We start from the raw sequence: 23,703 nt of genomic DNA, 5'->3' as shown, positions 1-23,703 counted from the left end.
GTTCTCAAACATGGTCAACGACGCGACGTCCGATGGAAACTTAGGCAATGAACCGACCAGGCCGCCAGCCGTAGAGAGCAAATCCAAGTACAGGTCGACCCTCCTACCAGCGCACTGCCAGGAAGAACAAGGCTCGGCAGTCCATATCGAGGAGACAACCAAATCATGTCGGCAAATCTCGCGCCCTGTTCGCGGCAGCGTGCTTTTAGACAATTTCACTTCAGAAGTTCCGTTTCGCGAGGACGAAAACGCGCGTGTCCAGGGACTGCAGCGGTGGACAGCAAGACCTACTCCGTCTCTGGTCCGAGCAATGCCGGGTTGAACAAGGGCCAGGGGCCGGTGTCCAAACTCGTGCCGACGGGAGCGGTCCGTACCGTAACGGCCTGCTTTCGTTCTGTTTCAGCAAGGACAACTCGGCTGGTGAAAACCCGATCCTGAATAGCCAGGACGCCTTGCTCGTAGAGGAAAGTGACAAGCTGCAAGAAGTAATCAACGACGGAACAAATCCGCGACACCACTTCGCAACCAGCTCGAAATCGGTCCTCGAAGGAGATCTCGTCGAAGGCAGGCTCGATCGGATCGGCGTGAACCAAGTCGCTGTACAACCAGCGATCTGCCAGTCGCCTGTCCGTTACGAGGGTTCCATCAGATAGCTGCAAAGCCCATCCCTGCGGATCGCCCGTCCTGCTTGCTACGTGGTCCCAACGGTCTCGCCACCACTGCACGTCGCGGTCACTGTGTTCTGCGTGGGCGTTCGCAATCAGTTCGGGCTGAACGAGCTCGCTTAGCGCGTCAAGCACCCGCGGAAAGTGCACTGGCTCCCGTTCGAGCAACAGAGGCCGGACCCTGGCTGCGAGCGAATCCATCAATTCCTCGGGCGGAAAGCTGACGGATTGCTCGGCGCTTATTACAGCTCCTGTGGTCTTGTCCACGTTCACGACCAGTTTGAGCTCGCCTTTGTAAAGCGATTCCATCAGATCCCGGTGGTGCAATACCAATGGGTGCTCGGTAATTCTGCGCGCGCGTAGGACAAACATCTCTAGTCGACGTTCCGGCTTAATCGGATCGTCCTGTTTACGGTTTGCCACTCCGATATCCTTTCATTCCTGGCTGTTCCGACATTCGTTGGAGTCGGCCATTGGATCTTCTGCACTGTGGCGAGCTGGGCTGTTGGCCCCGGAGCAAGATAGCCGGCACCTCTCACCGCATCTAGTTCATTGGCGAACACCGCACATCAACACCAAGCGCTAGTCGCGGCTCAGATCGATCAAAGTCCGACGTAAGAGCTCGACTTCTTGACGGGTTCACCGGCCGTCGAAGGCAAGTCCCTCAACTTCTGCGCTACAACCCGATGTCAGTCACGGCGTTACCAACAAGCGGTGCGTGTTCTCGGCGGTACACCTCCACGGAGTCGAGGCTTGCGTGCCCGGTCTGCCGGGCGATGGCGGATCCGTCGGCGCCGTTGCGGGTGCCTTGAGTGACGAACCCTGCGCGGAGCGAGTGTCCGCCGAGCTTGGCGAGAGCGGTGGGGTCGAAGCCTGCGTGTTCGGCGCGGCGGCGGATGGTCTGGTGGATCGCGGCACCGGACAGTGCGGTGGCACCGAGGTTGCCGTTCTTCGCGACGGCCCGGAACAACGGTGCTCGTGCGGCGGTGCGCGGCACTCCCCCGCGGCACACGTGGTCGGTGAATGGATCCCGCTTCCGCAGTAGGCGGATTACAGATGAGCGGCCGCCGACGTCGAATGCCGCGACGACTTGTACCCAGCGGACGTAGGCGCACGGCGAGCAGGTCTCGTTGGATTCTGTGTATGGCAGGGCTTTCACAGCTCCCCTGCCCTGTTGGTCGGTCTTCGACTTACGTAGGCGAACGTGGAGTCCGTCGCGCCGATGCACGCTGACGTCCCCGCACAGCAGGTCGGAGAGTTCGCTGCGGCGGAATGCGCCGGCGAACCCGAGCAGCAGAATTGCCGAATCCCGGCGTTCGAGGACTTCGTCGGCCCAACCCCGGCCCCGCTGCCGTGCCGTCTCGACTAGAAGTTTGATGTCGTCGACCAGCAGCGGATCGCGCGGGGTGCGGGGCCTATCCCCTGCAGCGGCATACTCCCGCCGAATCCCGGACAGCGTCGCGGCCACCAGTTCGTGCGCTGACGGCGACAGTTGCCCGGTGGTGCGGTGCTGGTGGTTGATCGCCGCGATCCAGGTACCGAAGGTAGCAACGGCGTAGGCCCGCTCCCCCGATTCGGTTCGGGTGTCGGCGGCGTCAACCAGATAGGCGGCAACGGTGATCGGGTGCGCCGGAAGCGTCACGTGACCATTCGACTCGCACCAGCTGGTGAAGCGTCTCCACGCGGCCGCATACGTCTTCCGGGTTCCCTCCGAGCGTGAGGACTGCACGGCGGCCGCGATGCGCATCGCGACGGCGGGCGGGATCTCCGGCTCGACAGCGGCCGGTCTGCCCGCGTCGGCAATGCCCGCAGCGGTGGCTCTCGCAGGTGCGCGGCCTGGTCGGAAGTCCATATGGGCAGCCTAGCGCAGCTCACCGACACGTCTGCGGAGCAAAAATGTTCTGAACTGGCGTTTTGGCAGTGACGGTGCGGAAAATGCAATTTACGACGCCGAGAACCGACGAACACCGCTGTGCATGGCGGCCCTTTCGCCGCTACCGAACAGTCCGCACACCCAACGGTGCTTCGGCCAATCCGCCTTGTTCTCGAATTTGCTGCGTCGCAGCTTAATTCAGCTCGTTGCCCGAACCCGCGCCGCCGATCGTGCAGTGAAGGCGACCGAAGCGGTCACCACCGCCAAGATGAGAATCAGCGACGCGATGTCCGGCGATTGGCCCGCTGCCAACTGCGTCAACCACGTCAGTCCGGGCAACAGTGCGATGGTCGCGATTGCCGGTAAGGGCTCTGCGCGTTGAACTCCGACCTGCAGCAAGAACAGCGGGATGACGACGGCGAGAATGCCGAACACGAACAGCATCGCCACTTCCACCGCGTCGGGCATTCGAGCACCGCTGAACAACAACGTCATTCCTGCTGCAACGTAGGTGAGATGGAATCGGTGGGCGGTGACCCACACTGGACTGATTCGCTTCCTGCCGAGGTTCTTCGACAGCAACACGACCACCGCCATGCCGATGCCCGCGGTGGCAGCCAGAAGCAGTCCGGCGACGGTCTCTGCGGAGCCGACGCTGGGGTCGGACACCTGCCAAGTCCGGCCAGCGAGAAGCATGCCGATGACCATCATGGCTGCGACCAAGAGAAGCTCGAAATTTCCACGCCATTCCCGGCGCCGAAGTACCGCCAGTGCAATCACTATCAACGCGGCCGGCCCCACCGCCGATTCGATAGAACTCGTCGTCGAGGCGGGAATGAGACTGATAGAAACGTAGAAGCTGAGAAAGGTCACTGCGGTAGCAACATTCATCCAGATCATCGACAGCCGCACCTCACGGGACACAGGTGCGCGATCGCTCACTCGCAGCCTGTCGATGAGCCCGAACACTGCGGCAGCGGTTGCGAACGCCAGGGTCGAAAAGACCACGCTGCCAGAAGTATTGACACTCTCGGTCATCACGCCCTGGACAAAGGCCTGCATGACCACGGCCACCACGATCAGTAGAAGGGGTCGTCTGTTCCCCATCGAGAGCCGTCGCCTGAAGCGCTCAATCCACATGTCGTGCAACGGAACAACCTCCCCATCAATTGCAGTGCCATGAACCGGCCGTCGTCGGCAAAGCATCGGCAACCACTGGACCGCAACCCGATGGACACGCTGCGCGTCTTGACACGTCATGAAACCACGCTATGGTCGTTCTGTAAACAGAACGATAGGACATCATGGACGACGGCATCGGGAAACGTCTACGGGCTCTACGGGTCGAGCGAGACTGTTCGCTGTCCGAACTCGCTCGTCGGAGCGGAGTCGGCAAGGGGACGATCTCCGAACTCGAGAACGGCCGTCGCGGAGCACGTTTGGACACCCTGTTCGCACTCACCCGCGCACTGGAGGCCCCGCTGGGTGCAGTCCTGCCCGGCCGCACAGGCAAGGCCTCGGAACTTCACGGCGACTCAGTCCACGCAATTCTGTTGGATAGATTCGAGGCAGGCCTGCACCTGACAGAGGTCTACCGAGCGACGATCGGCGAAACCGTCCAGCATTCGGACCCCCACGCGATCGGCGTCGAAGAGACAGTGACCGTCGTCGACGGCCGGGTGATGGTCGGTGACGGAATCAGGGAAATTGCTGCAGGTGAAAGCCACTCTTACCCAGGCGATCGCCCTCACCTGTTCCGGGCGGTCGGAGACACTGCCACCGTCCTGATTCTGATGCATTACCCGCTGCCTCGACCGAACCGGAAGGAAGAAGGGAACCACCCGTGAGCGAAACTCCATTGCCCGAGCGCAGTCGTATCGTCGAGCAACATCTAGCGGCAGCCGAGATAGCAACGTCGATCCACGTGCTGCCTGCCTCGGCGCGGACGGCAGCCGAGGCGGCAGACGCACTGGAATGCGAGGTGGGAGCCATCGCGAGCAGTCTGCTGTTCTTCGCCGACGACGAACCCGTTCTCGTAATGACCAGTGGCCGACACCGCGTCGATACAGGGATTCTCGGTGCGACGCTTGGGGTCGAGCACCTACGGCTTGCATCGGCGAAGCAGGTTCGCTCACTGACAGGCCAGGCGATCGGCGGTGTCGCCCCGACGGGGCACCCCGAACCGATCCGAACCGTGATCGACCAAGCACTGCAACAGCATCCGAGGATCTGGGCCGCGGCTGGAACTCCTCACACCGTCATGTCACTGACGTTCGCCGACTTGATGGCCCTGACGAACGGCAGATGCGTCGTCGTTTCGAGCGACTGAGACAACACGAATCTCGACAGAAGAGAGAATACGTTGAACGATGACCGCAGGCCCCGAGTTGCGGACGACAACGTCCGTAACGTCGACAGTGCACTCTCCACAGTGTCCGAACATTGGCAGCCACACCGGCTCACGTCCGTCAACGATTACGACGTCAAGGTGGTCAAGCTACAGGGCGAGTTCGTCTGGCACACACACCCCGACACCGACGAACTCTTCATGGTCGTTCACGGCGAGCTGACAATCCAACTCCGCGATCGAGACGTCGTCCTCCGCTCCAACGACGTCTTCGTTGTCCCGAAAGGTGTCGAGCACTGCCCGAAATCCGACGGTGAGGTACACGCGATTCTGTTCGAGCGACAAGGGACCGCAAACACCGGCGACGCGGGTGGCAACCGCACCGCGCAACTATACGAGCTCGACCACTAGGCGGCGATTGCCGTCAACTCTATGGCGCTACAAGGCAAATCGGCCCCAGCGGCGTTGCGGGGTTCACTGTCACTGTTGTGATGGGCCCGCCGGCCGAAGTCTGGTATGCCATGAGTGAGTGCTCCCCTGCGGTGAGGGGAGTCCACAGCGTGATCTTGTGACCGAGAACGGCCGGGATACTGAAGTACGGGTCGAACTGCCACGCGAATTCCTCGATCGGCATGATCGAGTCGTACCCGATTGCCGCGATGTCCGTCCGGGGTTCGTTCAGGCCGTCGGTCCGCGCGACCGCTACATACGTGCATCCGACGCCGTACGGCGTGGTCGGCCCGAAGCTGAGCCCAGGCAGAATGTCGAGTTCGACAACGTCGGCCGACGCTGTGGGCGCGGCGACCAATGCTAGGCCGATGCAGTTGGCGGCAACGGCAGAGAAGTAAGCGAGCCGATCGAGTTTCATGCCACTTCGTCGGCTGCGCGGCCCAGCGCGTTACAGACGGTGCCACGATACTGTCCCGTCGAACGAGTATTTGCTACGCACAACGCTTCTCGTATCCGTCGTTTTCAAAGCGCCCGATTTACCTGGCCTGTAAAGTCCACGCTCATGATCAGAAGAGCCATAACGAGATCGATGGTCATCGCTGGGGCGGCCGTTGCGGCGACCGTAAGCGCGCCGGCCGCGGCTCACGCGCATCACGCCGAGTTCACTCCACTTCCAGTGGCTTATTCACTGGGAGAGAACTTTTCGGTTCCGTGCAGCGGACAGCTGACGGGTGCCGTCCTCACGCCGCATGACAATCCAGGACGCGTCACGGTCAGAGTCTCCTGGCTGCCGTTCTTCACCGGTGAATGCCACAATGCGATATTCGTGAACTACTGGTCTGCCGCCGGAGCGAACGGCGAGGGCGGCTCACGATTGATCCTGCTCCCCTTCGCCTCGCGTGCTTTCGAGCCCTTGAACGGGGAAATCACGTTCCCGATGGCATCGGGCGGAGGCTCGATGACTGTCGCTACCAATGCCGTGAGCACGACGTACCTCGACCCCCTGGCGAATACGGTGAGATTCGTCGTTCCCTGAGCGATGCCAGCGGCGTTCCAGCTGGGCGACATCGACGAGAAGCGAAGCGATCGTCCGCGACATCGACGAGAAGCGAAGCGATCGTCCGCGACATCGACGAGAAGCGAAGCGATCGTCCGCGACATCGACGCCAACCGGCACGGACCGATTCCTGGAAGGACGCACGATTGACTCGATCGTCGTTCGATGAGGCATCATTGAGCCGATGAGCGATCTCGAGTATCTCGGCACCCTGCTCGGCAAATTGGACGCCGAGCTGCAGCGACTGACCGATGCCGAGCCCGGTTCCGATGAGCAGAATTCTGCTGTCGATGCCGCAGCGGACGCGGTGTTCCGGCTTCGAGAAAAGGTCAAAGCCGGCCACACCAGCAAGAAGGCCTATTACCTCGGGGCCTCTACTGATCCCCTGGGCATTCGGGTCGAGGGCATTTCTGCACTGCACGGCAAGCGCATCCACGAGTTGGTACGCAACCAGGGTTGGATGCACGTGGACGACACCGCCGTCCTCGCCGCCCTGGACGACGATCAGCTCAGCCGCTACCGCGCCGTGGCCGGACGCGGGGTGGCGAGCACGCTACGAGATGCCCGCGAATACCTCGCTACAGCAACAGGTCTCGCCTAGCTCAGGAGGCTCGCCGTTGACGCTGCCATACTCACCCGATGCACGATCTCCGAATCCAGTTTTTCATCAATCTTGAGTCTCGCGTCTGGGACGCGCTGGCCAACGGCGACGCAGACGCCGATCTCGAACTACTGTCTGCCGACTTCGTCGGGGTGTATCCCACCGGTTTCGCCAATAGGGCAGACCACGCACACCAACTGGCCGACGGGCCCAGCATCGCGTCCTACTCGATCTCGGAAGCGAAACTATTCGAAGTTTCTGGGGATGCGGTGATGCTCTGCTATCGCGCCGACTACCAGCGGCCCCATCGCAGCGTGGGCGAGGCGATGTTCATCAGCTCGCTCTGGCTCCAACGAGATGGCCGTTGGCAGAACAAGTTCAGTCAAGACTCACCTGTCAACTCCTGACTGCGCTGCCTAGCTAACTGGTGCGGGCGTCACCTACAGCACCCGGTGGTCCTCGAACCCGTCACGAGTAGCGGAAGCAGCTTTCGCAGTTCCTGATTCTCCCCGGATCCAGACCCGTGTGCTGCACACAGTCCGGTACCAGTTCCCCGGTCTCCGGATGCGCCATCGAATACGTACACGCCGCCAATCTCTCCTGCGCTTCGAGCAGCACCGGCTCCGTTGCCGTCTCACCGGACTGCATCATCGTCCACGCAGGTAGTACATTTTCGGCATCCATGAACCGGTGAACGACGAACGTCATCGGGCGGACCTGACGGCGAGCGAACGCGACCGCCAGCTCCCGGACGCCACCGCATCGATTCACCACACTGCGTGCCCACCGCACGGCCATGAGCACACCCCGCGGATGTCCGATGAGTACTCGGCGCCGGCCAAGGAGACATCGGCGCGCGGGGTCAGCTGCGCCGTGCTCCCATTCCCCGCGCCACCAGGTCGTCGACGAACCGGCGGGTCAGTGCGTCTGTCTGCGTTCCGACCATCACGACGACCGATCGTTGCAGCGGTGGCCGCAGCGGGGTGACGATGCCGGCGAACCGCGCGGGCAGTGCGGTGGTCGGAACGAGGGCGATTCCGAGGCCTGCGTGGGCGAGTTGAGCTGCCGTGGTGGCGTTTCGGGTACGGGTGACAGCATCGAGCTCGACGCCGTGGGCTGTCGCGACGGAGTCGAACCACCCGCGTAGACCGTTCGACGGGTGGTAGTGCACGATCGGTCTGCCTGCGAGATCGGTCCATCGGATAGCAGGCTTGTCGGCGAGATCGAGCCCCTCCGGGATCACCGCGACGACGTCTTCCGTTCCGATCTCGTGGGTCACGCCGGTGAACTGCGTCGAGGCCGGACCGACTGCGAGGTCGATGTCGCCGTTGGAGAGTGCGTCCGCCATCGCGTCCGCACTGGTGAACTCGGTCAGGTCCAGTCCGATGTGGGGGTACTTTCTCGTCCATTTTCGTAGCGTGGGCGCGAGGAGTGGGACGGTCATGCTTTCGGCGCACGCCAGTCGCAGTCGGCCTTGACGTCCCTCCGCCAACGCTCGTCCGGTCTGCACGATGCGGTCGGCAGCCGACAGTGTGGCTCGCGCATCGTCGAGCAACGCGCGACCGGTCGGGGTCGGCCGCACCCCGCGCGGGAGCCGTTCCAGCAGCGGGGTGCCGATTTCGGTTTCCAACGACGCCAGCTGGTGAGACAATGCGGGTTGCGAGAGATGCAACTGCGCTGCCCCCGCGGTGACGGAACCGGCGTCCACGACGGCGACGAAGCATTCGAGGGCTCGCAGGGTCGGCATCGGTCGAGAGTATGTGACGTCGAGAGTTCGGCGCGCCTCTAGCTGGAATCCCTCTTCAGGTAGCGGCTTGTCGTCTGCACGAGCACTGTGCTGAAGAAGATGCCGATCAGCGTGAGGATCACGCCGGACCGGATGTCTCCGTCGATGAAGTTCGTGGCGGCGACGACGTACGAGATCGCAGCCATGACGATGCCTGCAGTCATTCTGATCCTCGGGTCGATGTTCATGTGTCAATTCCTTTCGCGAGAAATGTTGTGCGACGGTGGCGGGCTCGATTCGGTCAGCCGACCGCGACAAGTTCGGCTTGTTGGAGGAAGGTGAGGTTGTCTTCGAGGTGCCAGTCCGCGTCGATGCGAGCATCGCCCACGTGCTGGATGTCGATCGCACCGAAGTCGATCGTTTGTCCGGTTCCGGTGCGGCCGTCGTACGTGCCGGTGAAATGACCCCGGAAGATCAACCGTGCGGTGAAGGTGTCGCCGGTGACGTACAGATCGGCGAGCTCGCACGTCAGGTCGGGAACCGCATCGCGGAACGTGTCCGACGCCGCGACGGGTCCGGCCGGGCCCTGCGGGCGTCCCGGCGGCAGAGTGTTGTCGACGAAGCCGGGGTCCACTGCTCGGTCGAGGTACGCGGTGTCGCCGGTGTTCCAGAACGTGTACAGCGTCTGCGCGATACGAACGACCTCGCGGGTTCGGTCGGTAACCGGTGCGTCGCCGACGTTCACCGTGCCCGGCGCGACCAGGTCGGCCGCAGAATCCACCAGCGGCTGATCGGTGGTCATGGTGCCGGTGGAACACGCCACCAGTGGCAGCGTCACGAACACCAGTGCAGCCATTGCCGTGAGGAGTTTCATGCCAACCGCCCTCCCCCGTCGACGTGCAGGGTGACGCCGGTGACGAAGGTGTTCGTCAGCAAAGACACTGCAGCGGCGGCGATGTCGGACGGTCGACCGACTCTGCGGGCGGGGTTGGTGCGCGCCGTATTCGCGAACAGTGCGTCCTTCTCCTGTCCCATCGAGTCCCAGGCCCCCGAATCCACGATCCCGGGTGACAGGGCGTTGACGCGGACGGGTGCAAGTTCGACCGCGAGCGCCTCGGTCAGGAACGCCACCGCGCCGTTCGTCGTCGCCATCACCGACAGGCCGGGTGCTGGTTTCCAGGCGGCGACGCCGGAGAAGAACAGGAACGAACCTCCCTCGCGAACCTGCGGCGAGAAGTGCTTGGCCAATAGGATCGGCCCGATCACTTTGGCGTCGAATGCATTTCGTATGGCACCCGCGTCCAGTTCCGTGATGGGCCCGTTCGCGTGATCTGCTGCGAGACTGACGACGTGGTCCACCGCGCCGACCGACGTGGCAGCTAGCGCAATGGATGACTCGTCCCCGAGATCGATTGTCACCGCACTCGCCCCCGGACCCAGCTCCGAGACTGCAGCATCGAGTGAATCACTGTGTCGCCCAGCGAGGATGACCTCGCCGCCGCGATCGAGAACAGCCGACGCGATCGACCGTCCGATTCCCGAGGCTCCACTGACCAGAAGTACGCGCATTGGGTGATCCTTTCGTTGGGTGTGCGTTTCAATTCAGTGAAGCAAGAAATTGACCGTCGAACAATCGATGCTTTCACTCGCTGCTATCGGAAATATCGATACCGATCATTTTTGCCGGGTCGACGATCCGGTCGAATTCGTCGCCGTCGACGAATCCGATGGCCAGGGCCGCGTCGCGTAGTGTGCTGTCGTCGGCCAGAGCCCGGTGCGCTATCGCCGCCGCCTTCTCGTACCCGATCACGGGCGAGAGTGCGGTGACGAGCATCAGCGACCGGTCGACGTACCCCGCGATGGTGTCGCGGTTCAATTCGATTCCACTGACGCAATATTCGGCAAACTTCGCGCACATGTCGCCGAGAATCGTGGCCGAATGGAGCACGTTGTCGATGATCATCGGGCGCATCGCGTTGAGCTCGAAGTTGCCTTGCGAACCGGCGAACGCCACGGCGGTGTCGTCGGCGATCACCTGAATGCACACCATCACCATTGCCTCGCACTGAGTGGGGTTCACCTTGCCGGGCATGATGGAACTGCCGGGCTCGTTGGCGGGCAAGATCAGTTCGCCGAGTCCGGCTCGCGGCCCCGAGGCCGACCACCGGATGTCATTGGCGATCTTCATCAGCACCACGGCCAACGAGCGCAGTGCCGCGCTCGCTGCGACCATTGCGTCGAGCCCGCCGAGAGCGGCGAACTTGTTGTCCGCCGACACATACGGGCGACCGGTCTGCGCGGCGATCTGCGCGGCGACATCCGCGCCGAACCCGTCGGGTGCGTTCATCCCGGTTCCGACTGCGGTGCCGCCAATCGCGAGGGGATACAGTCCCCTCACGCCGGCGTCCACGCGGTCGAGTGCCTGTTGCAGTTGCGCTGCGTACCCGGACCACTCCTGGCCGACTGTGAGCGGGACGGCGTCCTCGAGGTGCGTTCGTCCGATCTTGATCACCCCGCGCCACGCATTCGCCTTCTCTTGCAACGCCCGGAGCAACGAATTCGCCGCCGGCAGCAGGCGATCGGTGATGATCGCGACGGTCGCGATATGCATCGCGGTGGGGAATGTGTCATTACTGGACTGCCCCATGTTGACGTGGTCGTTGGGGTGAATCGGCGTCTTCGATCCCAGTTCCCCGCCGGTGAGCTGAATGCACCTGTTGCCGATGACCTCGTTGACGTTCATGTTCGATTGGGTGCCCGAACCGGTCTGCCACACGAACAGCGGAAAATGTTCGTCGAGGCGGCCGTCGATCACCTCGTCGGTCACACTCACGATAAGGTCGCGTCGCCACGTCTCCAACCGGCCGGCTTCTCCGTTGACAATCGCTGCCGCCTTCTTGACGTGCCCGTACGCGTGATAGACCGCCTTCGGCATGCGGTCGTCTCCGATAGAGAAATGCTGCAACGACCGTTGCGTCTGAGCACCCCAATACTTGTCGGCAGGCACCTCGATACTGCCCATCGAATCGCTCTCGCTGCGCGTACCGGTTGCATCGATCCCGATGGGCACATCCGACATCGTGGGAATCGACGGCTCACCGTGGTTGCTCACCGGCCGGCCTCGCGGTAGTTCTCGACATCGAACGGTCCGTACTCGGGAATCCACATCGCCTCGTGCACAGCAGCGTCGACGTCGTGGTGGGTCTTCGTCGCCACGCCCTCCTCGGCTGCGGCGCGGGCCACAGCGGCAGCGACGATCGCCGACGACGCGCGCAGGTCCTCGACCGGCGGGAGCAGCGAGGCACCTGCCGCACTGACATCGACCTGTCCGGCCACGGCGTTCGCGGCCGCGAGGAGCATTGCGTCGGTGACCCGCGACGCACCGGAGACGATGATGCCCAAGCCGAGTCCGGGATAGAGCAGGGCGTTGTTGCCCTGCCCGATCTGGTAGGTGACGCCGCCGTGTTCCACCGGATCGGCCGGAATCCCGGTCGCCACCAGCGCAGCACCGTCGGACCACACGACGGCATCGCGCGGCGACACCTCGATGCGACTCGTCGGGTTGGACAGAGGGAGCAGGATTGGGCGCTTCACCCCCGCGCACAGGGCACGGACCATCTCCTCGGTAAACGCCCCTGCGACGGTGGAGGTTCCGATAAGGATGGTGGGGCGCACCGCTTCGACGACGGACAACAGGTCCATCGCGGCGCCGCTGTCGGACATCTCCCCGGCCGGCCTCGCATAGGGCTGCTGGTAGTCGGGAAGCGCGGTCATGTCGTCGGTGATCAGCCCGTTGATGTCGATCAACCACACCCGTGATCGCGCCTGCTCGGGCCTCAGGCCGTCGGCGACCATGGCCGCCGAAATCTGATCGGCCATACCCGTTCCCGCGGTACCCGCGCCGAACACGACGAGCCGTTGGTCGGCGAAATTCTGGCCGGTGACCTTCATGCCGGACATCACGGCGGCCATGACAATGGCACCGGTGCCCTGCATGTCGTCGTTGAAGATCCGGTACTTCTCACCGTGCTCGGTCAGGATCCGCCGGGCATTCGACGGTCCGAAATCCTCGAAATGCAGCAAGGCGTTCGGGAACAACTCGCTTGCGACGTCGAGGTACGTCTCGATCAGCTCGTCGTACTTCTTGCCGCGGACTCGTTCGTGCAGGTTGCCGAGGTAGGCGGGGTCGTCCAGCAACGCTCGGTTGTCCGTTCCCACATCGAGATTGACGGCAATGACACGGGCGGGATCGATGCCCGCAGCGGCGGTGTAGATGGCGAGTTTGCCGACCGCGATATCGGTGCCGTTGACGCCCCAGTCGCCGATACCCAAGATCTCCTCGGCGTCGGAACACACGATGAGGTCGACATCGTCTGGGCCCAGGCCCAGTGTCTGGAACGACGCGCGGACGTCGTCGATGCGGTCGATGGAAAGATACAGCGCACGCGATCTCCGGTACTCGTGGCTCCACTGTTCGATGGCGTCGCCGATGGTCGGGTCGTAGACCACGGGCAGCAATTCGGCGAGGTGGTCCGTGAGAAGGCGGAAGTACACGATCTCGTTCCGATCGTGTAATGCATTGAGGTACACATACTTTGCTAGATCGTCCGGTTGGGATGTCAGTTGCCGGTACGAGCGTGCGGCCTGCTCGTCGATAGTTTCGACGGATGCGGGGAGCCGACCGGTCAACCCAAGCGCGCGGCGTTGTTCGGTGGTGAATGCGGTGCCCCGGTTGCGGTAGGCATCGTGCAGGACGCGTTGTCCGTTGTCCATGTGGGAAGTCCTTGCTGTCGGTGGTCAGTGGCTGCGGCCGGGGAGCCCGCTGATCGGTGCCGGATCGCGGTCGACCCAGGTCGCGGTGTCCGGGTGATCGAGCGTCCACTGCGCGATCTGGTCCTTGCGTGCCCACCAGACGTCGCCGCGCTCGCGAAGACGAGTGAAGACTCGGTCGAGTACCCGCACGCGCGAGGCGTGGCCCGAGAGTCGGTCGTGGAGGCCGATGACCATCATCGTGCGCCGTTGCGCGCCTTCGTCGTAAAGCTGGTCGAACTCGTCGATCAGTTGCTGCTCGTAGTCGACAGGGGAAAAGCCGGGGAAGTCGAAGCTGGCGATGTCGTTGAGGTGCACCGAGTACGGCACCGTGGCGAAGGGCTCGCCGTTGATCCGTTGCAGGAACGGCTGGTCCGCGGACAGATCATCGATGTGATAGTGAAAACCTTGCTCCTGCAGTATCTCCAACGTGTTGACGCCGGGGCGGATCCAGTAGTTGTTGTACCCGGTGGGCCGGGTTCCGGTGACCTCTTCGATAGCGGTGACGCTGTCCGCGATCCATGCAGCTTCGTCGGCGCGGGAAAGTTGATACTGCCGCTCCCATCGCCGCCCGTGTGCGCCCGCCTCGTGCCCGCGGGCCACGATCTCGGCCGCGATCTTCGGGTGGCGCCGCACCGCATCGCCGATCATGAACGACGTCATCGGTATCGAGTGCTTGTCCAGCAGGTCCAGGATTCTGGGCACGCCTTCGCGGGCACCGTATTCGTAGAAGCTGTTCTGACCCAGGTCGGGGTATCCGGACAGTATCGGCTCGGTGATGGGTCCGCCGGCCCCGCTGATCGGTTGTCCACCTGCCTCGAACTGCATCGAGACGGTGACCGCCATTCGAGCGCCATCGGGCCAAAGATGTGTCGTCATAATCATGTCCTGTTCTCGCAATGTGCGGGTGCGTTGTTCGACGATCGGTACAGCTCTGAGCATCCCGATAAAAATCCCATCGCGGCATCGATCTTTCGGTCCACCGACATTCGGACTTTCGATGGCCGCCGCGCGGCTGATGGTGTCTGCTTACGAACCCGTCGCTTTTCCTTGTGTCTCCATCGAACCTACGAATCGCAGTCCAGGTGGGTCTGGTCGCGGACTGCCGTCCGCCGACGCAGCGGTGGGCCTCGAGTCTGTGCTGGTGAGGGGCGGTGTGGCGCGACTCGACGGCGTGTTTCCCGCCCCCGTCAGTGCACAGACCGCACCTCCCGGGGAGCAGTCACCGCCCACTGTCGACCGGTCGCACTTGTCGAACACGTTGCGGTACAACAAAAGAGGACGAACGACACCACAGCCTCCACACGACGATAAGGAACCCATGACATCCGCCGACACGACCTCGATAACCGACCTGTTGGATCGCGCCACACGGGGGTCTGTGTGGGGTCCAGGTTCCGCGGAATACGACGGCGAGGTGGCCGGATTCAATGTCGCCGTGTCTCATTCACCGGCCGCAGTGGTCGTCGCCGACGATGCCGACGATGTTGCTGCGTCGGTTCGAGTCGCAGCAGCCGCCGGTTACGGGGTGGCCGTCAAAGCCACCGGCCACGGTGCCCGCGCGACGCACAACACGTCGATCATGATCTCCACCCGACGGTTGAGCGCCATACACATCGATGCCGGTGCACGCACTGCGGCCGTCGGCGCCGGTGTCCGGTGGCAGCAAGTACTCGACGCCGCCGCGGTGTTCGATCTCGGCGCACCGTCCGGGTCATCCACCGGTGCGGGAGCTGTCGGGTACACCCTCGGCGGTGGGCTGAGCCCGCTGGGTCGAACCATCGGATTCGCCGCCGACCTGGTGCGCTCGTTCCAGATCGTCACTGCCGACGGTCGTGTGACCATGATCGACGAGCACACGGACGGAGAGTTGTTCTGGGCGCTGCGGGGCGGGGGCGGCGGCGGGTTCGGCATCGTGACCGAAATGGTGATCGATCTGCTGCCGATGCACACCGTGTTCGGCGGTGGCATGTTCTTCGATCTCGAGGACGCGCCCACCGTTCTTCACGCATGGCGGACCTGGGTACAGGCTGTGCCGGAATCCGTCTCGACATCGATCGCGCTCCTGCACTTGCCGCCGGACCCCGCCCTCGCGGTAGAGCTTCGTGGCCGCACCGTCCTACACCTGCGGTACGCCCACGTCGGATCCGCCGAACGCGGCAAGGAACTGCTCGCGCCGATGCGCTCGATCGCCGAACCCATCATCGACACGGTGGCCACCATGCCGATGACCGCGTTGGCCTCGATTCACATGGACCCTGTCGAACCGTTGCCGGTGATCGAGCGCGGATTGCTGTTGTCGACGATGACCGAAAAAACAATCGACGCGGTCCTGTCTGCCGCCGACCTGCCCGTCGCCACAGTGGAATTGCGATTGATGGGCGGGGCCTTGGATCGGTCGCCGCGGTCCCCCGGCTCGGTGGGCGGACGTTCGGCCGCGTTCTGCCTGTATCTGATCGGGGTTGCTGAGCCGGCTATTGCAGCGGACCTACCAGGCGTGCTCGACGAACTCCTCTCGCGTTTCACGGCTGATTCCGCCGACCGCGCATTTCTCAATCTCGCAGGCACAGGGTCGATGGATCTGGTGCGGGCAGGATGGAGCACAACCGAATCGGAGCGACTGGAGGCGGCCCGACACGCGGTCGACCCGGCCGGTGTGTTCGCTCCATCCGCACGTTGGTAGCTGCGACGATTCGACGCCGCCGACCCGAAGATCGGTGACCCTGGCAGGGCGCGCCCGAGTGTCCTTACGAACATCTACTCGTGCTGGCACGGGACGCCGACACCATCAGCCGCAGCCTCCGCGGCAAGGTTGCAGCGGTAGGCTTCGAACTGGTTCCCGGTCCGTTCGATCTGCTGGCCGGGCCACCGCCGTGGCGTCGGGGTACGTCATCGGAGCCGAAGGCGAACTCCGAAGGGGACGTCTTCCGCTCCCGGTCCGACTCTACGAACGCCTAAAGCGCGGTATATCCCGCGGGTATCAGCCGCGGGGTATACGAGCCGAGTGCATTGCTGCACAAGCGTTTCGATCAGCTCTGTGCGCGTGCTGCCAGTTTGCCCGCGATTCCCGAGAGGATTTCGGTCGGCCGCTGCTGCTCGCCCTGCTGTGCGCCCAGAACCACGAGGGTTCCGGTGAGGATCGGCAGAGCCCACTGCAGGTACTGCAGCTGCTTCTGGGCTGCGGCGGCCTCCGGAGGTGTCACTGCGGTCGGCTCGGTTGCCGATTTGATCGAATGACCCTGCGCTTGTGTGGTTTTCGTGCCCAGCACGCCGCTGTACGCGGTCGCGGCAAGCGCGGCACCGGTGACGGCGATCTTGATGGCGGTGTTGGCGGTGACGCCCTGCTGATGACGAGCGCGACCACGGTTGGCCAGGAGAATTCCCGCGCCACCGATGAGGTGTGCGCCAATGGCACCGGCGTTGACCGGAGCCCATTTCGCCCAGCCTGCGGCGGCAACTCGTGCCCGGTCACGCGGATCCTGTACTGCAGAGGACGCCCCGTTGACGCCGACGGCACCCATGAGAGTGCCACCGAACCAGGCAGCGGCACCGAGATCGTGCAGTGATTGGATGACGGTATTCTGTTGGACATCGATGTCCCTTAGGGTTGATTGCACGCAGTCGGCAGCGACATGCGCGGTGTACGAAAGGAATTGGCGCTTCCTTCGCCGGCTTCCCTGATACTCGGGTACCCGTGCAGGATGTTCCCACACGCGGGCCCCGGGGCGGCGTTGTTCTACTGTCCGACGAGGGGCCGTACCGCACTGCTACGTAGTTGAGTATGCAGCTGTAGGTGCGCTCGCGTCGCTTCGTCGAGGACGGTGCGGGGAGTGCATTCGAGCGCTGCGTGAAGTCGCCGACGGTAGCCGGCGGAATCGAGACCGAAGGCAATCCAGATTTCTTCGTCACCTGCGCCGCCGTAGGGAATCCAGCGAACGGCGAAGTCGATCAGTTCGTGGGCGTGGAACTCGTTCATGGGTGGGCCTTGCCCCTGCGAGCGGCGAAACCTGAATCGTCGATACGAATGTCGATTCAGACATTGCCGTCGAGGAAATACCGGGGTGTGCGAAGCTTCGCAACTATTCTCGTGGGCCGGGCGACGAAAGCTCTTGCGACACCGTGACCCTACTGAGGGCGAAGGCGTCGATCCCGGATCGGCTGGTGGTCTCAGCACCACTAGTCGACACCCGTCGATAGGTGTTGTCAACCGGGGGGAACACTTCTCGGTAATTCAGCCGTCTCACCGGCTGTCCTCGAAGGCCCGCTAAACTGAAAACTGGCAATTCTCCACGCGATAGACGTACATCAGACCGATTCGAGGTTCCACATGGCACTGGATCATGCCGACGACGGAAACACCTCCACCGAGGCCGCCGAGGCAGAAGAAGTCGACGATCTTCGAGACAGCTTGACCTCACTCTCGCAACTGGCCATGAACAGCCTGTCACTACCGCAGATGCTCACTCACATTGCCGAATTCGCAGTGAAAGCAATTCCGGGTGCCATTGGTGCCGGATTGACTCTCGAGCACGGTGACCGGCGAGACACTATCGTGGCAACGGATGATTTCGTTGTCGAAGTCGACACGATCCAGTACGCGCTCGGTGAGGGCCCGTGCATCACGGCCGCCGCGGAGGGGCGCACCGTACGTTCGGGCTCGCTGGGCGGCGATGTTCACTGGCCGCGCTTCGGTCCCAGGGCCGGACGCCTCGGAGTGCACAGTGCGCTCTCCTTGCCTTTGTCGGCAGGCAACGGAACCCTGGGCGCGATCAATGTGTACGCCCACGCAAAAAATGCCTTCGACGACCGTGCGGTGCGCCTCGGCGAGCTGTTCGCTGTACCTGCTGCGGTATCAGTGGAGAACGCGCGAACACTGGCCAACGCCCTGCTGCTCACACATCAACTCGAAACGGCGCTGACCAATCGCAAGGTGATCGACCACGCGATCGGCATCATCGTCAGCCGCATTGGGTGTACCAGCACCGAGGCGTTCGCGCGGCTGCGTGCCATGAGTCAGCGGGACGGGATCAAACTGACCGCGGTTGCGCACTCGATCTTCGACGACGCACAGCGACGTGCGCAGGCCAGGCGCACCGGTCCGTAGGTTTGCAACGGCGGGAGTACACCGCAGGCGTCACAGCGTGAACGTGTGGCGGAAGCGCGGGATGACGCGGCTCATCAGTGAACGGGCCGCGGCGACGACGATTCGTCTGTCGTGGGTGCGCCGTAACTCGAATCGCCGTGTGTCGTCGGCTCCGACGTTACCGGGGTTGCGGGTGATCACTGCCGCAAAATAGCGCTGGCCCACAACGGCAATGGTCCAGCGGACGGACCGAATGCGGATCGGCGAGGATCGCGTCGATACTCGGTTGATTCACCCCGGGAGCCGGAGAACGATTCCTCTCCGCTGCGCGCGTACCCAAGTCCGCCCGGAGTCGAAACAACAACGCACACAATGCGTTCTCGTCACGGTTTGTCGCCTCGGATTTCGGCGACGTTCGCGAGTACCGTCCGAGCATCCAACTTTCGGTGCACGAGGGCGTCGGTCACTTGAGAGAGTGGCACAGAGTGTTCGCGGGCGTAGCGCCGAAGCACGCTGAACGCCTGATCCATGTCGAGTGCACCCACGTGAGAGAGCAAGCCCTTTGCCTGCTCGAGGCTGGCGCGATTGCGCAAGGTCGACGACAACCGTGCGCCGATCGCTGCCGAGTCCGGCAGCGCGGACCCGTGCACCAGTGCGATGCTGGCTACGTGGGCCAGGGCCTGAGCGAGTTCGAGATCGTCGTCAGCGAGAGCGCCCGGACGCGATCCGAACAAGCCGAGGGTGCCGAGGATATTCGACTGCAATCGCATGGGAACGGCGTGAACCGACGCAAAACCCGCCGAGGTAGCGACCTCGACGAATTGCGGCCACGTCGACCGCCGCTCCTCGAGGCTGGAGACGCTGACGGGTTGTCCGCTGCGAAAGCAGTCCAAGCATGGGCCCTGTTCGCGTTGGAGCTGAAACACTTCCAACAGTCGAGTCGCCTCCGAGGACGCTGCCACCACATGGAGAACGCCACGTTCGTCGGCCAGGAGCAGTCCCGCCGATGCGATGTCGAGTAGCTCCGCACATTCGGTGGTCAGTCCACTGAGCAGCTCGATCACGTCGAACTCACCCACCAGACCGTTGGCCAGTCTCACGAAGGCTTCGGTGACTCCGTGCTCGCGGTCGATGCTCATCAGTTGCTTCCCGCGTCGTACCCAGTGGTGGGTTTGTCGTCGGAATCGAGCACGAGCCGACGTTCGATAATGTCCCATGCGACTTCGCTTGCCGTCTGTCCGCTCGTGTAGGCGTGCGCGCGCAGTCGGGCGAGGGCTTCGCCGGAGTCGAGATCGAGCTGCCCCATCAGAATGCCTGTCGCCTGATACACCTCGACGCGTTCGAGCGAGGCAAGTTGGTCCCAGCCGTCGCCGCCTTCGCCTGCCGCTTCCCAATCGAGATCCGAGTTCATCAGGTCCAACAAGGGGAGAGCGGCAAGCTCAGCGGCCCACATGCCCGCGCTCAATGCAGTGGCCGACAAGGGCCCCGGCGTCGTGCAGAAGAGATCGAGGACGCCGATGTGCACTGCGGCAATTGCGGTGGGCAGAGCGAAGACTGCGTGAACGCCTGCGTCGAGAACGGCAGGAGTGAACGCCGGCCAACGTCGCTCGGCGGGATCCGCCAGATCCTGCACCAGAACGGGTGCGCCGATGGACACCGCGTCCAGGCACGGTCCTTCGCCGAACGTGAACTGGAATTCGTCGAGCCGCCTGCTGAATTCGCCACTGGATCCGAAGGTCCCGCGGCTCACGCCATCGTGAATCACCGAGATCGCCGCACCGTCGACCGGGAGGAGCTCGACACACGCGACACACAGGCGATCAGCGGCCGACAGTCCGCCTCCGACGCCTGCCATTGCCGACGCCAATTCCTCGCGCAGACGCGATTGCGCCGTCACAACCTAGCCGTGGGGAAACTGCAACACTCTCTCATGAAGCCCAAGCCTAGTCCTCTACAAGGTCTCGTGCCCTCGTCTCGAGGGATCGCTACCGGTGCCCTTCAAATGGGCTGTCACCCCTCGAAAACATCTGTGATCATGACGCCGTGAAGATCCTATCGATCAATGCCTGGGGCGGCGCGATGTACGACGAGCTTTCGGCCTGGCTCAAAACAGTTGATGCCAAGGTCTTTTGCCTCCAAGAGGTCACTCGCACCCCGCATCGACCGGGCTGGGCCGGTTCGTCCATTCCCGGTTCGTCGACCACGGTCTGGGACGTGGACGACCGTCCGAGAGCGCTCTGAGGGTCAATGTCCGCGATCGGGTCGCAGGCAGGTTCGCCTCCGCCGTTCAGCTACACGGACTACGCGACCCAGTGGGCAAGGGTAACAGTCTTTTTCGTCTCGAGCAGGCACGAAAGCTCGTAGACATCGTGGAGCACGTCCGCTCGACGATCATGATTGATCGTACGGATCTTCACGGCTGGACTTTTTCTCGGTGGGACCGAGCCGATCGCGCGAGCTGGACTGCATAGACCAGGGCGCTGACTGCGAACATGACAGCAACCAACACGAGCCATCGGTGCAGGAACGGTTGCTGAGTTTGGCCGGTGGCCGCGAGATACGTCTCGGAGCCGCCGCTGGTGATGCCGGGGAAGAACATCAGAAACGTCAACCCGGTTCCCAGCAGTGGGAGGCGGAGGTAATTGAGGATCGGCACTGTGGATGCGTGACCAGTTCGGTTGCGACGCAGCGCTTGCAGCCCAGTAGCGAGCGCGCGGTCCCCCAGTGAATAGAGCGGGAAGAGCACGAGGTCGTGGACGACTGCGGCACCGACGAACCAGACTGCGATCGACTGCCACCACTGTTGCTGGTTCCACAGTGCGGTCAACCCGGCGACGCTGAGGATGTAACCGAGGAGCGCGAATGCGAGCACCATCGCCACCAGATGCAGCGGCGGGGCTCCGTAGACCTTGGCGAATCGTGTCATGTTCCGTCCCTGACGAATTCGATGGAAGAGACCCATTTGGTGTTGTGGACACCCGGTAGCGCCGGAACGATGATGCGCGCAGGATATCCGTGGTCGAGGGACAGATCCACACCGTTGACCTGCAACGCGAGCAGCGAATCCTCATGGGCAAGTTGATTTCCTGCCAAGATCGCCTGCTTGAAGGCTCCGGATTGTTCGAGGGAGACCACGACGGCGGAGTTCGGGTCGGCGACGGATGCTGCTGCAGCGAGGTCACGCAGGCGCACACCCGTCCATGTCTGCACGGTCGACCAGCCCTCCACACACGCGATCGGTGACCGGGCAGAGTGTTGGGGCATCGCTGCAAGGTCTGACCGGGTCAGGGCGACGGGTACGGTCCCGCCGAGCAGCTGCAATCGCCAATCGTCGCCGCTTTGCTCCGGGGTGATCTGCGCAGCGACGGCGGTGCGGTTGATCTGGAAGTCGTTGGGACCGTCACCGTAGGTCCGGCCGCGGGGAAGGAGTAGAGCCGCGTTGCGCAGAATTCCTCCGGTGCTCTGCCCGACCGTCAACACCGCGACCAGCAGCGCCCCGCCGCCGACCAGTGCGAGAGCGCCGCGCCGACTCACCGTGGCCGCGTCGGGGTCGTCGCTCACCAGGCCTGTCTCGTCGGCCGCGTCGGGTTCGGTGTCGGCTGCTCGGGTGCGTAAGACCTCGATCAAGGATCGGTTCCGCAGCGTTCGAATCATCACCGGGACTTTCAGTGCAGCGTGTGAGAGGAAGCCCGCGATGAACACCCACGCGCCCCAGTAATGGGCGGTGTAGAAGTCGAATCCGAAGATGTAGTCGTACTGGATGTTGAGGACGCCGGTGACTATTTCGAAGAGGATGCCGCCGACGAGGGCGATGAGCGAGAGTCGTTCCAGGGCTTGGGCGATCGACCGGACGGGCGGCATCGCGAAGAATTTCGGGATCACCGACCACAGTTTGGCGAGCACGATCGGAACGAGTATCAGGCCGACACCGACATGGAGACCTTGAGTGAATCGGTAGAGCCACGACGGGCGGGTGGGCCACTGAAAATACGGCAGATGCAGCCAGCCGACATCGGCGGGGAACGCTTGGCCGAACTGCGGTCCGTAAGCGATGAAGGACAGCAGCCCGGTGACGATGACGATCGGTAGCCCGATCAGCAGGACCGCCCCGAACACCGAAGTCAGCCACGGGCCCCGCAGTGGACTGCGGAACCGCGGTCCGCTGCGACGTCGATTCGATCCCCCTGATTCGTCGATGTCGGTGTCGGTGTCGCCGATGTTGTCCGTCATCGAACGTTCCGGATGCGGGCCGAACCCTCGGCCCCGACGGCAGAATCTGCGCTTGGCGCAAGGGTGGTCATTGTCGTTCCAGAACGGCGATGAACCGTCCGGAAATGGCATCGACGTGGACCATGCGCAGCCCGACCGGTTCTGCCAGTGCAGCCAATGCTGTGGATCCTATTGTCGTCCATGGGAACCAGGCACTCGCGGCGGCGTCGGTTTCGAATCGGAGGAACTGCGTCCGCTGTGGCGCGGCGGGTGGGCCCGCTTCGACGACGAGGGTTCCGCCGGGTTCGAGGAGCTGCGCAGTGCGGTGCAGTAGCGCGAGCGGGTCGCCGCCGATGCCGATGTTGCCGTCCGCAAGCAGTGCGTGCCGCCAGCGGCCGGTGCGGGGCAACGGCGCGAACAGGTCCTGGTGCCTGGCGGGGCCGCCGCGCGCCCTGCACAATGCGACGGCCGCTGCACTGTCGTCGACCCCCAACGCGGTGATTCCCCGTGCAATCAGGGCAGCGGTCAATCGACCCGGCCCGCATCCGAGGTCGAGGGTCGAACCGGTGCACAATGCGAGGATTGCCTCGTCGACGCGTCGATCATCGAAACTGGCAGTGTCTCCTCCCATCCACCGCTGCAGCGGAAGGCGACGGCGGCGGCGGTCGCGTTCACGGATCCAGCATGGAAGCCCGGCTGCGGCTCGGGTGAACATTTCATCCACACTCATGGCGGTCCGGGCGGGCCTCAGCGCACCGGCGACCGCATGCGTAGTTGGCCGGGGAGTCACCGGGGCACATCGACTTAGCCTGAATGCACCGATCGGGTCGTGAACGTGATCGAGTCGTAGAAGCGAAATGCCCTGTCGTGGTGAAAGAATCAA

29 protein-coding genes are annotated in these 23,703 nt (G+C 63.4%); 9 read left to right on the top strand and 20 right to left on the bottom strand.

From position 1 onward, the window contains the following. Positions 1-287 precede the first annotated feature (287 nt). The 3 genes from R4P57_RS23990 to R4P57_RS23980 form a co-directional block, all read right to left on the bottom strand. Entirely contained in the window at positions 288-1,088 is an 801-nt protein-coding gene (locus R4P57_RS23990; RefSeq protein ID WP_317805377.1) for a hypothetical protein, read from the bottom strand. Between the two features lie 253 nt (positions 1,089-1,341). Next, positions 1,342-2,517, bottom strand: coding sequence for a tyrosine-type recombinase/integrase (locus tag R4P57_RS23985; RefSeq protein ID WP_317805376.1), 1,176 nt, complete (start codon positions 2,515-2,517; stop codon positions 1,342-1,344). 219 nt (positions 2,518-2,736) lie between these two features. Then, the gene (locus R4P57_RS23980) at positions 2,737-3,645 is read right to left on the bottom strand and encodes a hypothetical protein (protein ID WP_317805374.1); all 909 of its coding nucleotides are present in this window, start codon (positions 3,643-3,645) and stop codon (positions 2,737-2,739) included. A 197-nt stretch (positions 3,646-3,842) separates the two neighbouring features. Here R4P57_RS23980 and R4P57_RS23975 point away from each other — a divergent pair, with 197 nt between their 5' ends. Genes R4P57_RS23975 through R4P57_RS23965 form a run of 3 tightly spaced genes read left to right on the top strand, consistent with a single transcriptional unit; the run spans position 3,843 to position 5,296 of the window. Further along, on the top strand, positions 3,843-4,385 hold the full coding sequence (locus R4P57_RS23975; protein ID WP_317805373.1) for an XRE family transcriptional regulator: 543 nt from the start codon (positions 3,843-3,845) through the stop codon (positions 4,383-4,385). Next, the gene (locus tag R4P57_RS23970; protein ID WP_317805372.1) at positions 4,382-4,867 is read left to right on the top strand and encodes a YbaK/EbsC family protein; all 486 of its coding nucleotides are present in this window, start codon (positions 4,382-4,384) and stop codon (positions 4,865-4,867) included. The genes R4P57_RS23975 and R4P57_RS23970 overlap by 4 nt, the downstream gene beginning before the upstream one ends. A 33-nt stretch (positions 4,868-4,900) precedes the next feature. Beyond that, positions 4,901-5,296 carry a cupin domain-containing protein gene (locus R4P57_RS23965; RefSeq protein WP_411742431.1) on the top strand — a complete coding sequence of 132 codons (396 nt, stop codon included), beginning with the start codon at positions 4,901-4,903 and terminating at the stop codon, positions 5,294-5,296. A 19-nt stretch (positions 5,297-5,315) separates the two neighbouring features. On the opposite strand, the gene R4P57_RS23960 is transcribed toward R4P57_RS23965, so the two are convergent. Beyond that, a complete protein-coding gene (locus R4P57_RS23960; protein ID WP_317805370.1) occupies positions 5,316-5,753 on the bottom strand; it encodes a hypothetical protein in 438 nt (145 codons plus the stop codon). A gap of 144 nt (positions 5,754-5,897) precedes the next feature. Here R4P57_RS23960 and R4P57_RS23955 point away from each other — a divergent pair, with 144 nt between their 5' ends. The 3 genes from R4P57_RS23955 to R4P57_RS23945 all read left to right on the top strand — a co-directional run bounded on the left by R4P57_RS23955 (position 5,898) and on the right by R4P57_RS23945 (position 7,400). Continuing rightward, positions 5,898-6,371 carry a hypothetical protein gene (locus tag R4P57_RS23955; RefSeq protein WP_317805369.1) on the top strand — a complete coding sequence of 158 codons (474 nt, stop codon included), beginning with the start codon at positions 5,898-5,900 and terminating at the stop codon, positions 6,369-6,371. 205 nt (positions 6,372-6,576) lie between these two features. Next, on the top strand, positions 6,577-6,993 hold the full coding sequence (locus R4P57_RS23950) for a phosphate acetyltransferase (protein WP_317805368.1): 417 nt from the start codon (positions 6,577-6,579) through the stop codon (positions 6,991-6,993). A 38-nt stretch (positions 6,994-7,031) separates the two neighbouring features. Then, positions 7,032-7,400 carry a nuclear transport factor 2 family protein gene (locus R4P57_RS23945; protein ID WP_317805367.1) on the top strand — a complete coding sequence of 123 codons (369 nt, stop codon included), beginning with the start codon at positions 7,032-7,034 and terminating at the stop codon, positions 7,398-7,400. A gap of 61 nt (positions 7,401-7,461) precedes the next feature. Here the strand turns inward: R4P57_RS23945 and R4P57_RS23940 are convergent, their stop codons facing one another. The 8 genes from R4P57_RS23940 to R4P57_RS23905 all read right to left on the bottom strand — a co-directional run bounded on the left by R4P57_RS23940 (position 7,462) and on the right by R4P57_RS23905 (position 14,407). After that, positions 7,462-7,791, bottom strand: coding sequence for a hypothetical protein (locus R4P57_RS23940; protein WP_317805366.1), 330 nt, complete (start codon positions 7,789-7,791; stop codon positions 7,462-7,464). Positions 7,792-7,855: 64 nt separating this feature from the next. Beyond that, a complete protein-coding gene (locus R4P57_RS23935; RefSeq protein WP_317805365.1) occupies positions 7,856-8,740 on the bottom strand; it encodes a LysR family transcriptional regulator in 885 nt (294 codons plus the stop codon). A gap of 38 nt (positions 8,741-8,778) precedes the next feature. Further along, positions 8,779-8,967, bottom strand: coding sequence for a hypothetical protein (locus tag R4P57_RS23930; protein ID WP_317805364.1), 189 nt, complete (start codon positions 8,965-8,967; stop codon positions 8,779-8,781). Positions 8,968-9,020: 53 nt separating this feature from the next. Continuing rightward, on the bottom strand, positions 9,021-9,593 hold the full coding sequence (locus R4P57_RS23925) for an ester cyclase (protein WP_317805363.1): 573 nt from the start codon (positions 9,591-9,593) through the stop codon (positions 9,021-9,023). Then, positions 9,590-10,288 carry an SDR family oxidoreductase gene (locus R4P57_RS23920; protein WP_317805362.1) on the bottom strand — a complete coding sequence of 233 codons (699 nt, stop codon included), beginning with the start codon at positions 10,286-10,288 and terminating at the stop codon, positions 9,590-9,592. The genes R4P57_RS23925 and R4P57_RS23920 overlap by 4 nt, the downstream gene beginning before the upstream one ends. A 73-nt stretch (positions 10,289-10,361) precedes the next feature. After that, entirely contained in the window at positions 10,362-11,831 is a 1,470-nt protein-coding gene (gene fumC, locus R4P57_RS23915; RefSeq protein WP_317805361.1) for a class II fumarate hydratase, read from the bottom strand. After that, on the bottom strand, positions 11,828-13,492 hold the full coding sequence (locus R4P57_RS23910) for an NAD-dependent malic enzyme (protein WP_317805360.1): 1,665 nt from the start codon (positions 13,490-13,492) through the stop codon (positions 11,828-11,830). The genes fumC and R4P57_RS23910 overlap by 4 nt, the downstream gene beginning before the upstream one ends. A gap of 24 nt (positions 13,493-13,516) precedes the next feature. Continuing rightward, entirely contained in the window at positions 13,517-14,407 is an 891-nt protein-coding gene (locus tag R4P57_RS23905) for a polysaccharide deacetylase family protein (protein WP_317805359.1), read from the bottom strand. Between the two features lie 442 nt (positions 14,408-14,849). Between R4P57_RS23905 and R4P57_RS23900 the strand changes: the two genes are divergently transcribed. After that, positions 14,850-16,211: an FAD-binding protein gene (locus R4P57_RS23900; RefSeq protein ID WP_317805358.1), complete on the top strand. Its 1,362-nt coding sequence runs from the start codon at positions 14,850-14,852 to the stop codon at positions 16,209-16,211. 346 nt (positions 16,212-16,557) lie between these two features. On the opposite strand, the gene R4P57_RS23895 is transcribed toward R4P57_RS23900, so the two are convergent. Together R4P57_RS23895 and R4P57_RS23890 are read right to left on the bottom strand one after the other, a co-directional pair. Continuing rightward, positions 16,558-17,145 (bottom strand): hypothetical protein, encoded by a 588-nt coding sequence (locus tag R4P57_RS23895; protein WP_317805357.1) that lies wholly within the window; start codon positions 17,143-17,145, stop codon positions 16,558-16,560. 119 nt (positions 17,146-17,264) lie between these two features. Beyond that, positions 17,265-17,504 (bottom strand): hypothetical protein, encoded by a 240-nt coding sequence (locus R4P57_RS23890; RefSeq protein WP_317805356.1) that lies wholly within the window; start codon positions 17,502-17,504, stop codon positions 17,265-17,267. Positions 17,505-17,855: 351 nt separating this feature from the next. Here R4P57_RS23890 and R4P57_RS23885 point away from each other — a divergent pair, with 351 nt between their 5' ends. Next, complete coding sequence (locus tag R4P57_RS23885) at positions 17,856-18,632, top strand: GAF and ANTAR domain-containing protein (protein WP_317805355.1); 777 nt, start codon at positions 17,856-17,858, stop codon at positions 18,630-18,632. Positions 18,633-18,662: 30 nt separating this feature from the next. Here R4P57_RS23885 and R4P57_RS23880 read toward each other — a convergent pair whose 3' ends face one another. From R4P57_RS23880 to R4P57_RS23870, 3 genes are all read right to left on the bottom strand, one after another. After that, entirely contained in the window at positions 18,663-18,836 is a 174-nt protein-coding gene (locus R4P57_RS23880) for a hypothetical protein (protein WP_317805353.1), read from the bottom strand. Positions 18,837-18,994: 158 nt separating this feature from the next. Next, on the bottom strand, positions 18,995-19,750 hold the full coding sequence (locus tag R4P57_RS23875; RefSeq protein WP_317805352.1) for a GAF and ANTAR domain-containing protein: 756 nt from the start codon (positions 19,748-19,750) through the stop codon (positions 18,995-18,997). Further along, complete coding sequence (locus tag R4P57_RS23870) at positions 19,750-20,508, bottom strand: GAF and ANTAR domain-containing protein (protein WP_317805351.1); 759 nt, start codon at positions 20,506-20,508, stop codon at positions 19,750-19,752. Before R4P57_RS23870 ends, R4P57_RS23875 begins: the two co-directional genes overlap by 1 nt. Before the next feature lie 146 nt (positions 20,509-20,654). Here R4P57_RS23870 and R4P57_RS23865 point away from each other — a divergent pair, with 146 nt between their 5' ends. Beyond that, positions 20,655-20,852 (top strand): hypothetical protein, encoded by a 198-nt coding sequence (locus R4P57_RS23865; RefSeq protein WP_317805350.1) that lies wholly within the window; start codon positions 20,655-20,657, stop codon positions 20,850-20,852. Positions 20,853-21,024: 172 nt separating this feature from the next. Here R4P57_RS23865 and R4P57_RS23860 read toward each other — a convergent pair whose 3' ends face one another. The 3 genes from R4P57_RS23860 to R4P57_RS23850 form a co-directional block, all read right to left on the bottom strand. Further along, positions 21,025-21,537 (bottom strand): hypothetical protein, encoded by a 513-nt coding sequence (locus R4P57_RS23860; protein ID WP_317805349.1) that lies wholly within the window; start codon positions 21,535-21,537, stop codon positions 21,025-21,027. Beyond that, complete coding sequence (locus tag R4P57_RS23855) at positions 21,534-22,841, bottom strand: molybdopterin-dependent oxidoreductase (protein WP_317805348.1); 1,308 nt, start codon at positions 22,839-22,841, stop codon at positions 21,534-21,536. Before R4P57_RS23855 ends, R4P57_RS23860 begins: the two co-directional genes overlap by 4 nt. 67 nt (positions 22,842-22,908) lie before the next feature. Continuing rightward, entirely contained in the window at positions 22,909-23,550 is a 642-nt protein-coding gene (locus R4P57_RS23850) for a class I SAM-dependent methyltransferase (protein WP_317805347.1), read from the bottom strand. Between the last annotated feature and the right edge of the window lie 153 nt (positions 23,551-23,703).

It is taken from the genome of Rhodococcus sp. IEGM 1330 (assembly GCF_033142445.1).
Lineage (GTDB): Bacteria > Actinomycetota > Actinomycetes > Mycobacteriales > Mycobacteriaceae > Rhodococcoides.
This window is presented reverse-complemented; position numbering and strand designations above follow the sequence as displayed.

What these genes read in the sequence shown, in the direction of transcription:
- R4P57_RS23985 (WP_317805376.1), bottom strand. Translation starts at nt 2,517, where the DNA reads ATGGACTTCCGACCAGGCCGCGCACCTGCGAGAGCCACCGCTGCGGGC.
- R4P57_RS23980 (WP_317805374.1), bottom strand. Translation starts at nt 3,645, where the DNA reads ATGGGGAACAGACGACCCCTTCTACTGATCGTGGTGGCCGTGGTCATG.
- R4P57_RS23975 (WP_317805373.1), top strand. Translation starts at nt 3,843, where the DNA reads ATGGACGACGGCATCGGGAAACGTCTACGGGCTCTACGGGTCGAGCGA.
- R4P57_RS23960 (WP_317805370.1), bottom strand. Translation starts at nt 5,753, where the DNA reads ATGAAACTCGATCGGCTCGCTTACTTCTCTGCCGTTGCCGCCAACTGC.
- R4P57_RS23955 (WP_317805369.1), top strand. Translation starts at nt 5,898, where the DNA reads ATGATCAGAAGAGCCATAACGAGATCGATGGTCATCGCTGGGGCGGCC.
- R4P57_RS23950 (WP_317805368.1), top strand. Translation starts at nt 6,577, where the DNA reads ATGAGCGATCTCGAGTATCTCGGCACCCTGCTCGGCAAATTGGACGCC.
- R4P57_RS23945 (WP_317805367.1), top strand. Translation starts at nt 7,032, where the DNA reads ATGCACGATCTCCGAATCCAGTTTTTCATCAATCTTGAGTCTCGCGTC.
- R4P57_RS23940 (WP_317805366.1), bottom strand. Translation starts at nt 7,791, where the DNA reads ATGGCCGTGCGGTGGGCACGCAGTGTGGTGAATCGATGCGGTGGCGTC.
- R4P57_RS23935 (WP_317805365.1), bottom strand. Translation starts at nt 8,740, where the DNA reads ATGCCGACCCTGCGAGCCCTCGAATGCTTCGTCGCCGTCGTGGACGCC.
- R4P57_RS23930 (WP_317805364.1), bottom strand. Translation starts at nt 8,967, where the DNA reads ATGAACATCGACCCGAGGATCAGAATGACTGCAGGCATCGTCATGGCT.
- R4P57_RS23925 (WP_317805363.1), bottom strand. Translation starts at nt 9,593, where the DNA reads ATGAAACTCCTCACGGCAATGGCTGCACTGGTGTTCGTGACGCTGCCA.
- R4P57_RS23920 (WP_317805362.1), bottom strand. Translation starts at nt 10,288, where the DNA reads ATGCGCGTACTTCTGGTCAGTGGAGCCTCGGGAATCGGACGGTCGATC.
- R4P57_RS23910 (WP_317805360.1), bottom strand. Translation starts at nt 13,492, where the DNA reads ATGGACAACGGACAACGCGTCCTGCACGATGCCTACCGCAACCGGGGC.
- R4P57_RS23905 (WP_317805359.1), bottom strand. Translation starts at nt 14,407, where the DNA reads ATGACGACACATCTTTGGCCCGATGGCGCTCGAATGGCGGTCACCGTC.
- R4P57_RS23900 (WP_317805358.1), top strand. Translation starts at nt 14,850, where the DNA reads ATGACATCCGCCGACACGACCTCGATAACCGACCTGTTGGATCGCGCC.
- R4P57_RS23890 (WP_317805356.1), bottom strand. Translation starts at nt 17,504, where the DNA reads ATGAACGAGTTCCACGCCCACGAACTGATCGACTTCGCCGTTCGCTGG.
- R4P57_RS23885 (WP_317805355.1), top strand. Translation starts at nt 17,856, where the DNA reads ATGGCACTGGATCATGCCGACGACGGAAACACCTCCACCGAGGCCGCC.
- R4P57_RS23875 (WP_317805352.1), bottom strand. Translation starts at nt 19,750, where the DNA reads ATGAGCATCGACCGCGAGCACGGAGTCACCGAAGCCTTCGTGAGACTG.
- R4P57_RS23860 (WP_317805349.1), bottom strand. Translation starts at nt 21,537, where the DNA reads ATGACACGATTCGCCAAGGTCTACGGAGCCCCGCCGCTGCATCTGGTG.
- R4P57_RS23855 (WP_317805348.1), bottom strand. Translation starts at nt 22,841, where the DNA reads ATGACGGACAACATCGGCGACACCGACACCGACATCGACGAATCAGGG.
- R4P57_RS23850 (WP_317805347.1), bottom strand. Translation starts at nt 23,550, where the DNA reads ATGAGTGTGGATGAAATGTTCACCCGAGCCGCAGCCGGGCTTCCATGC.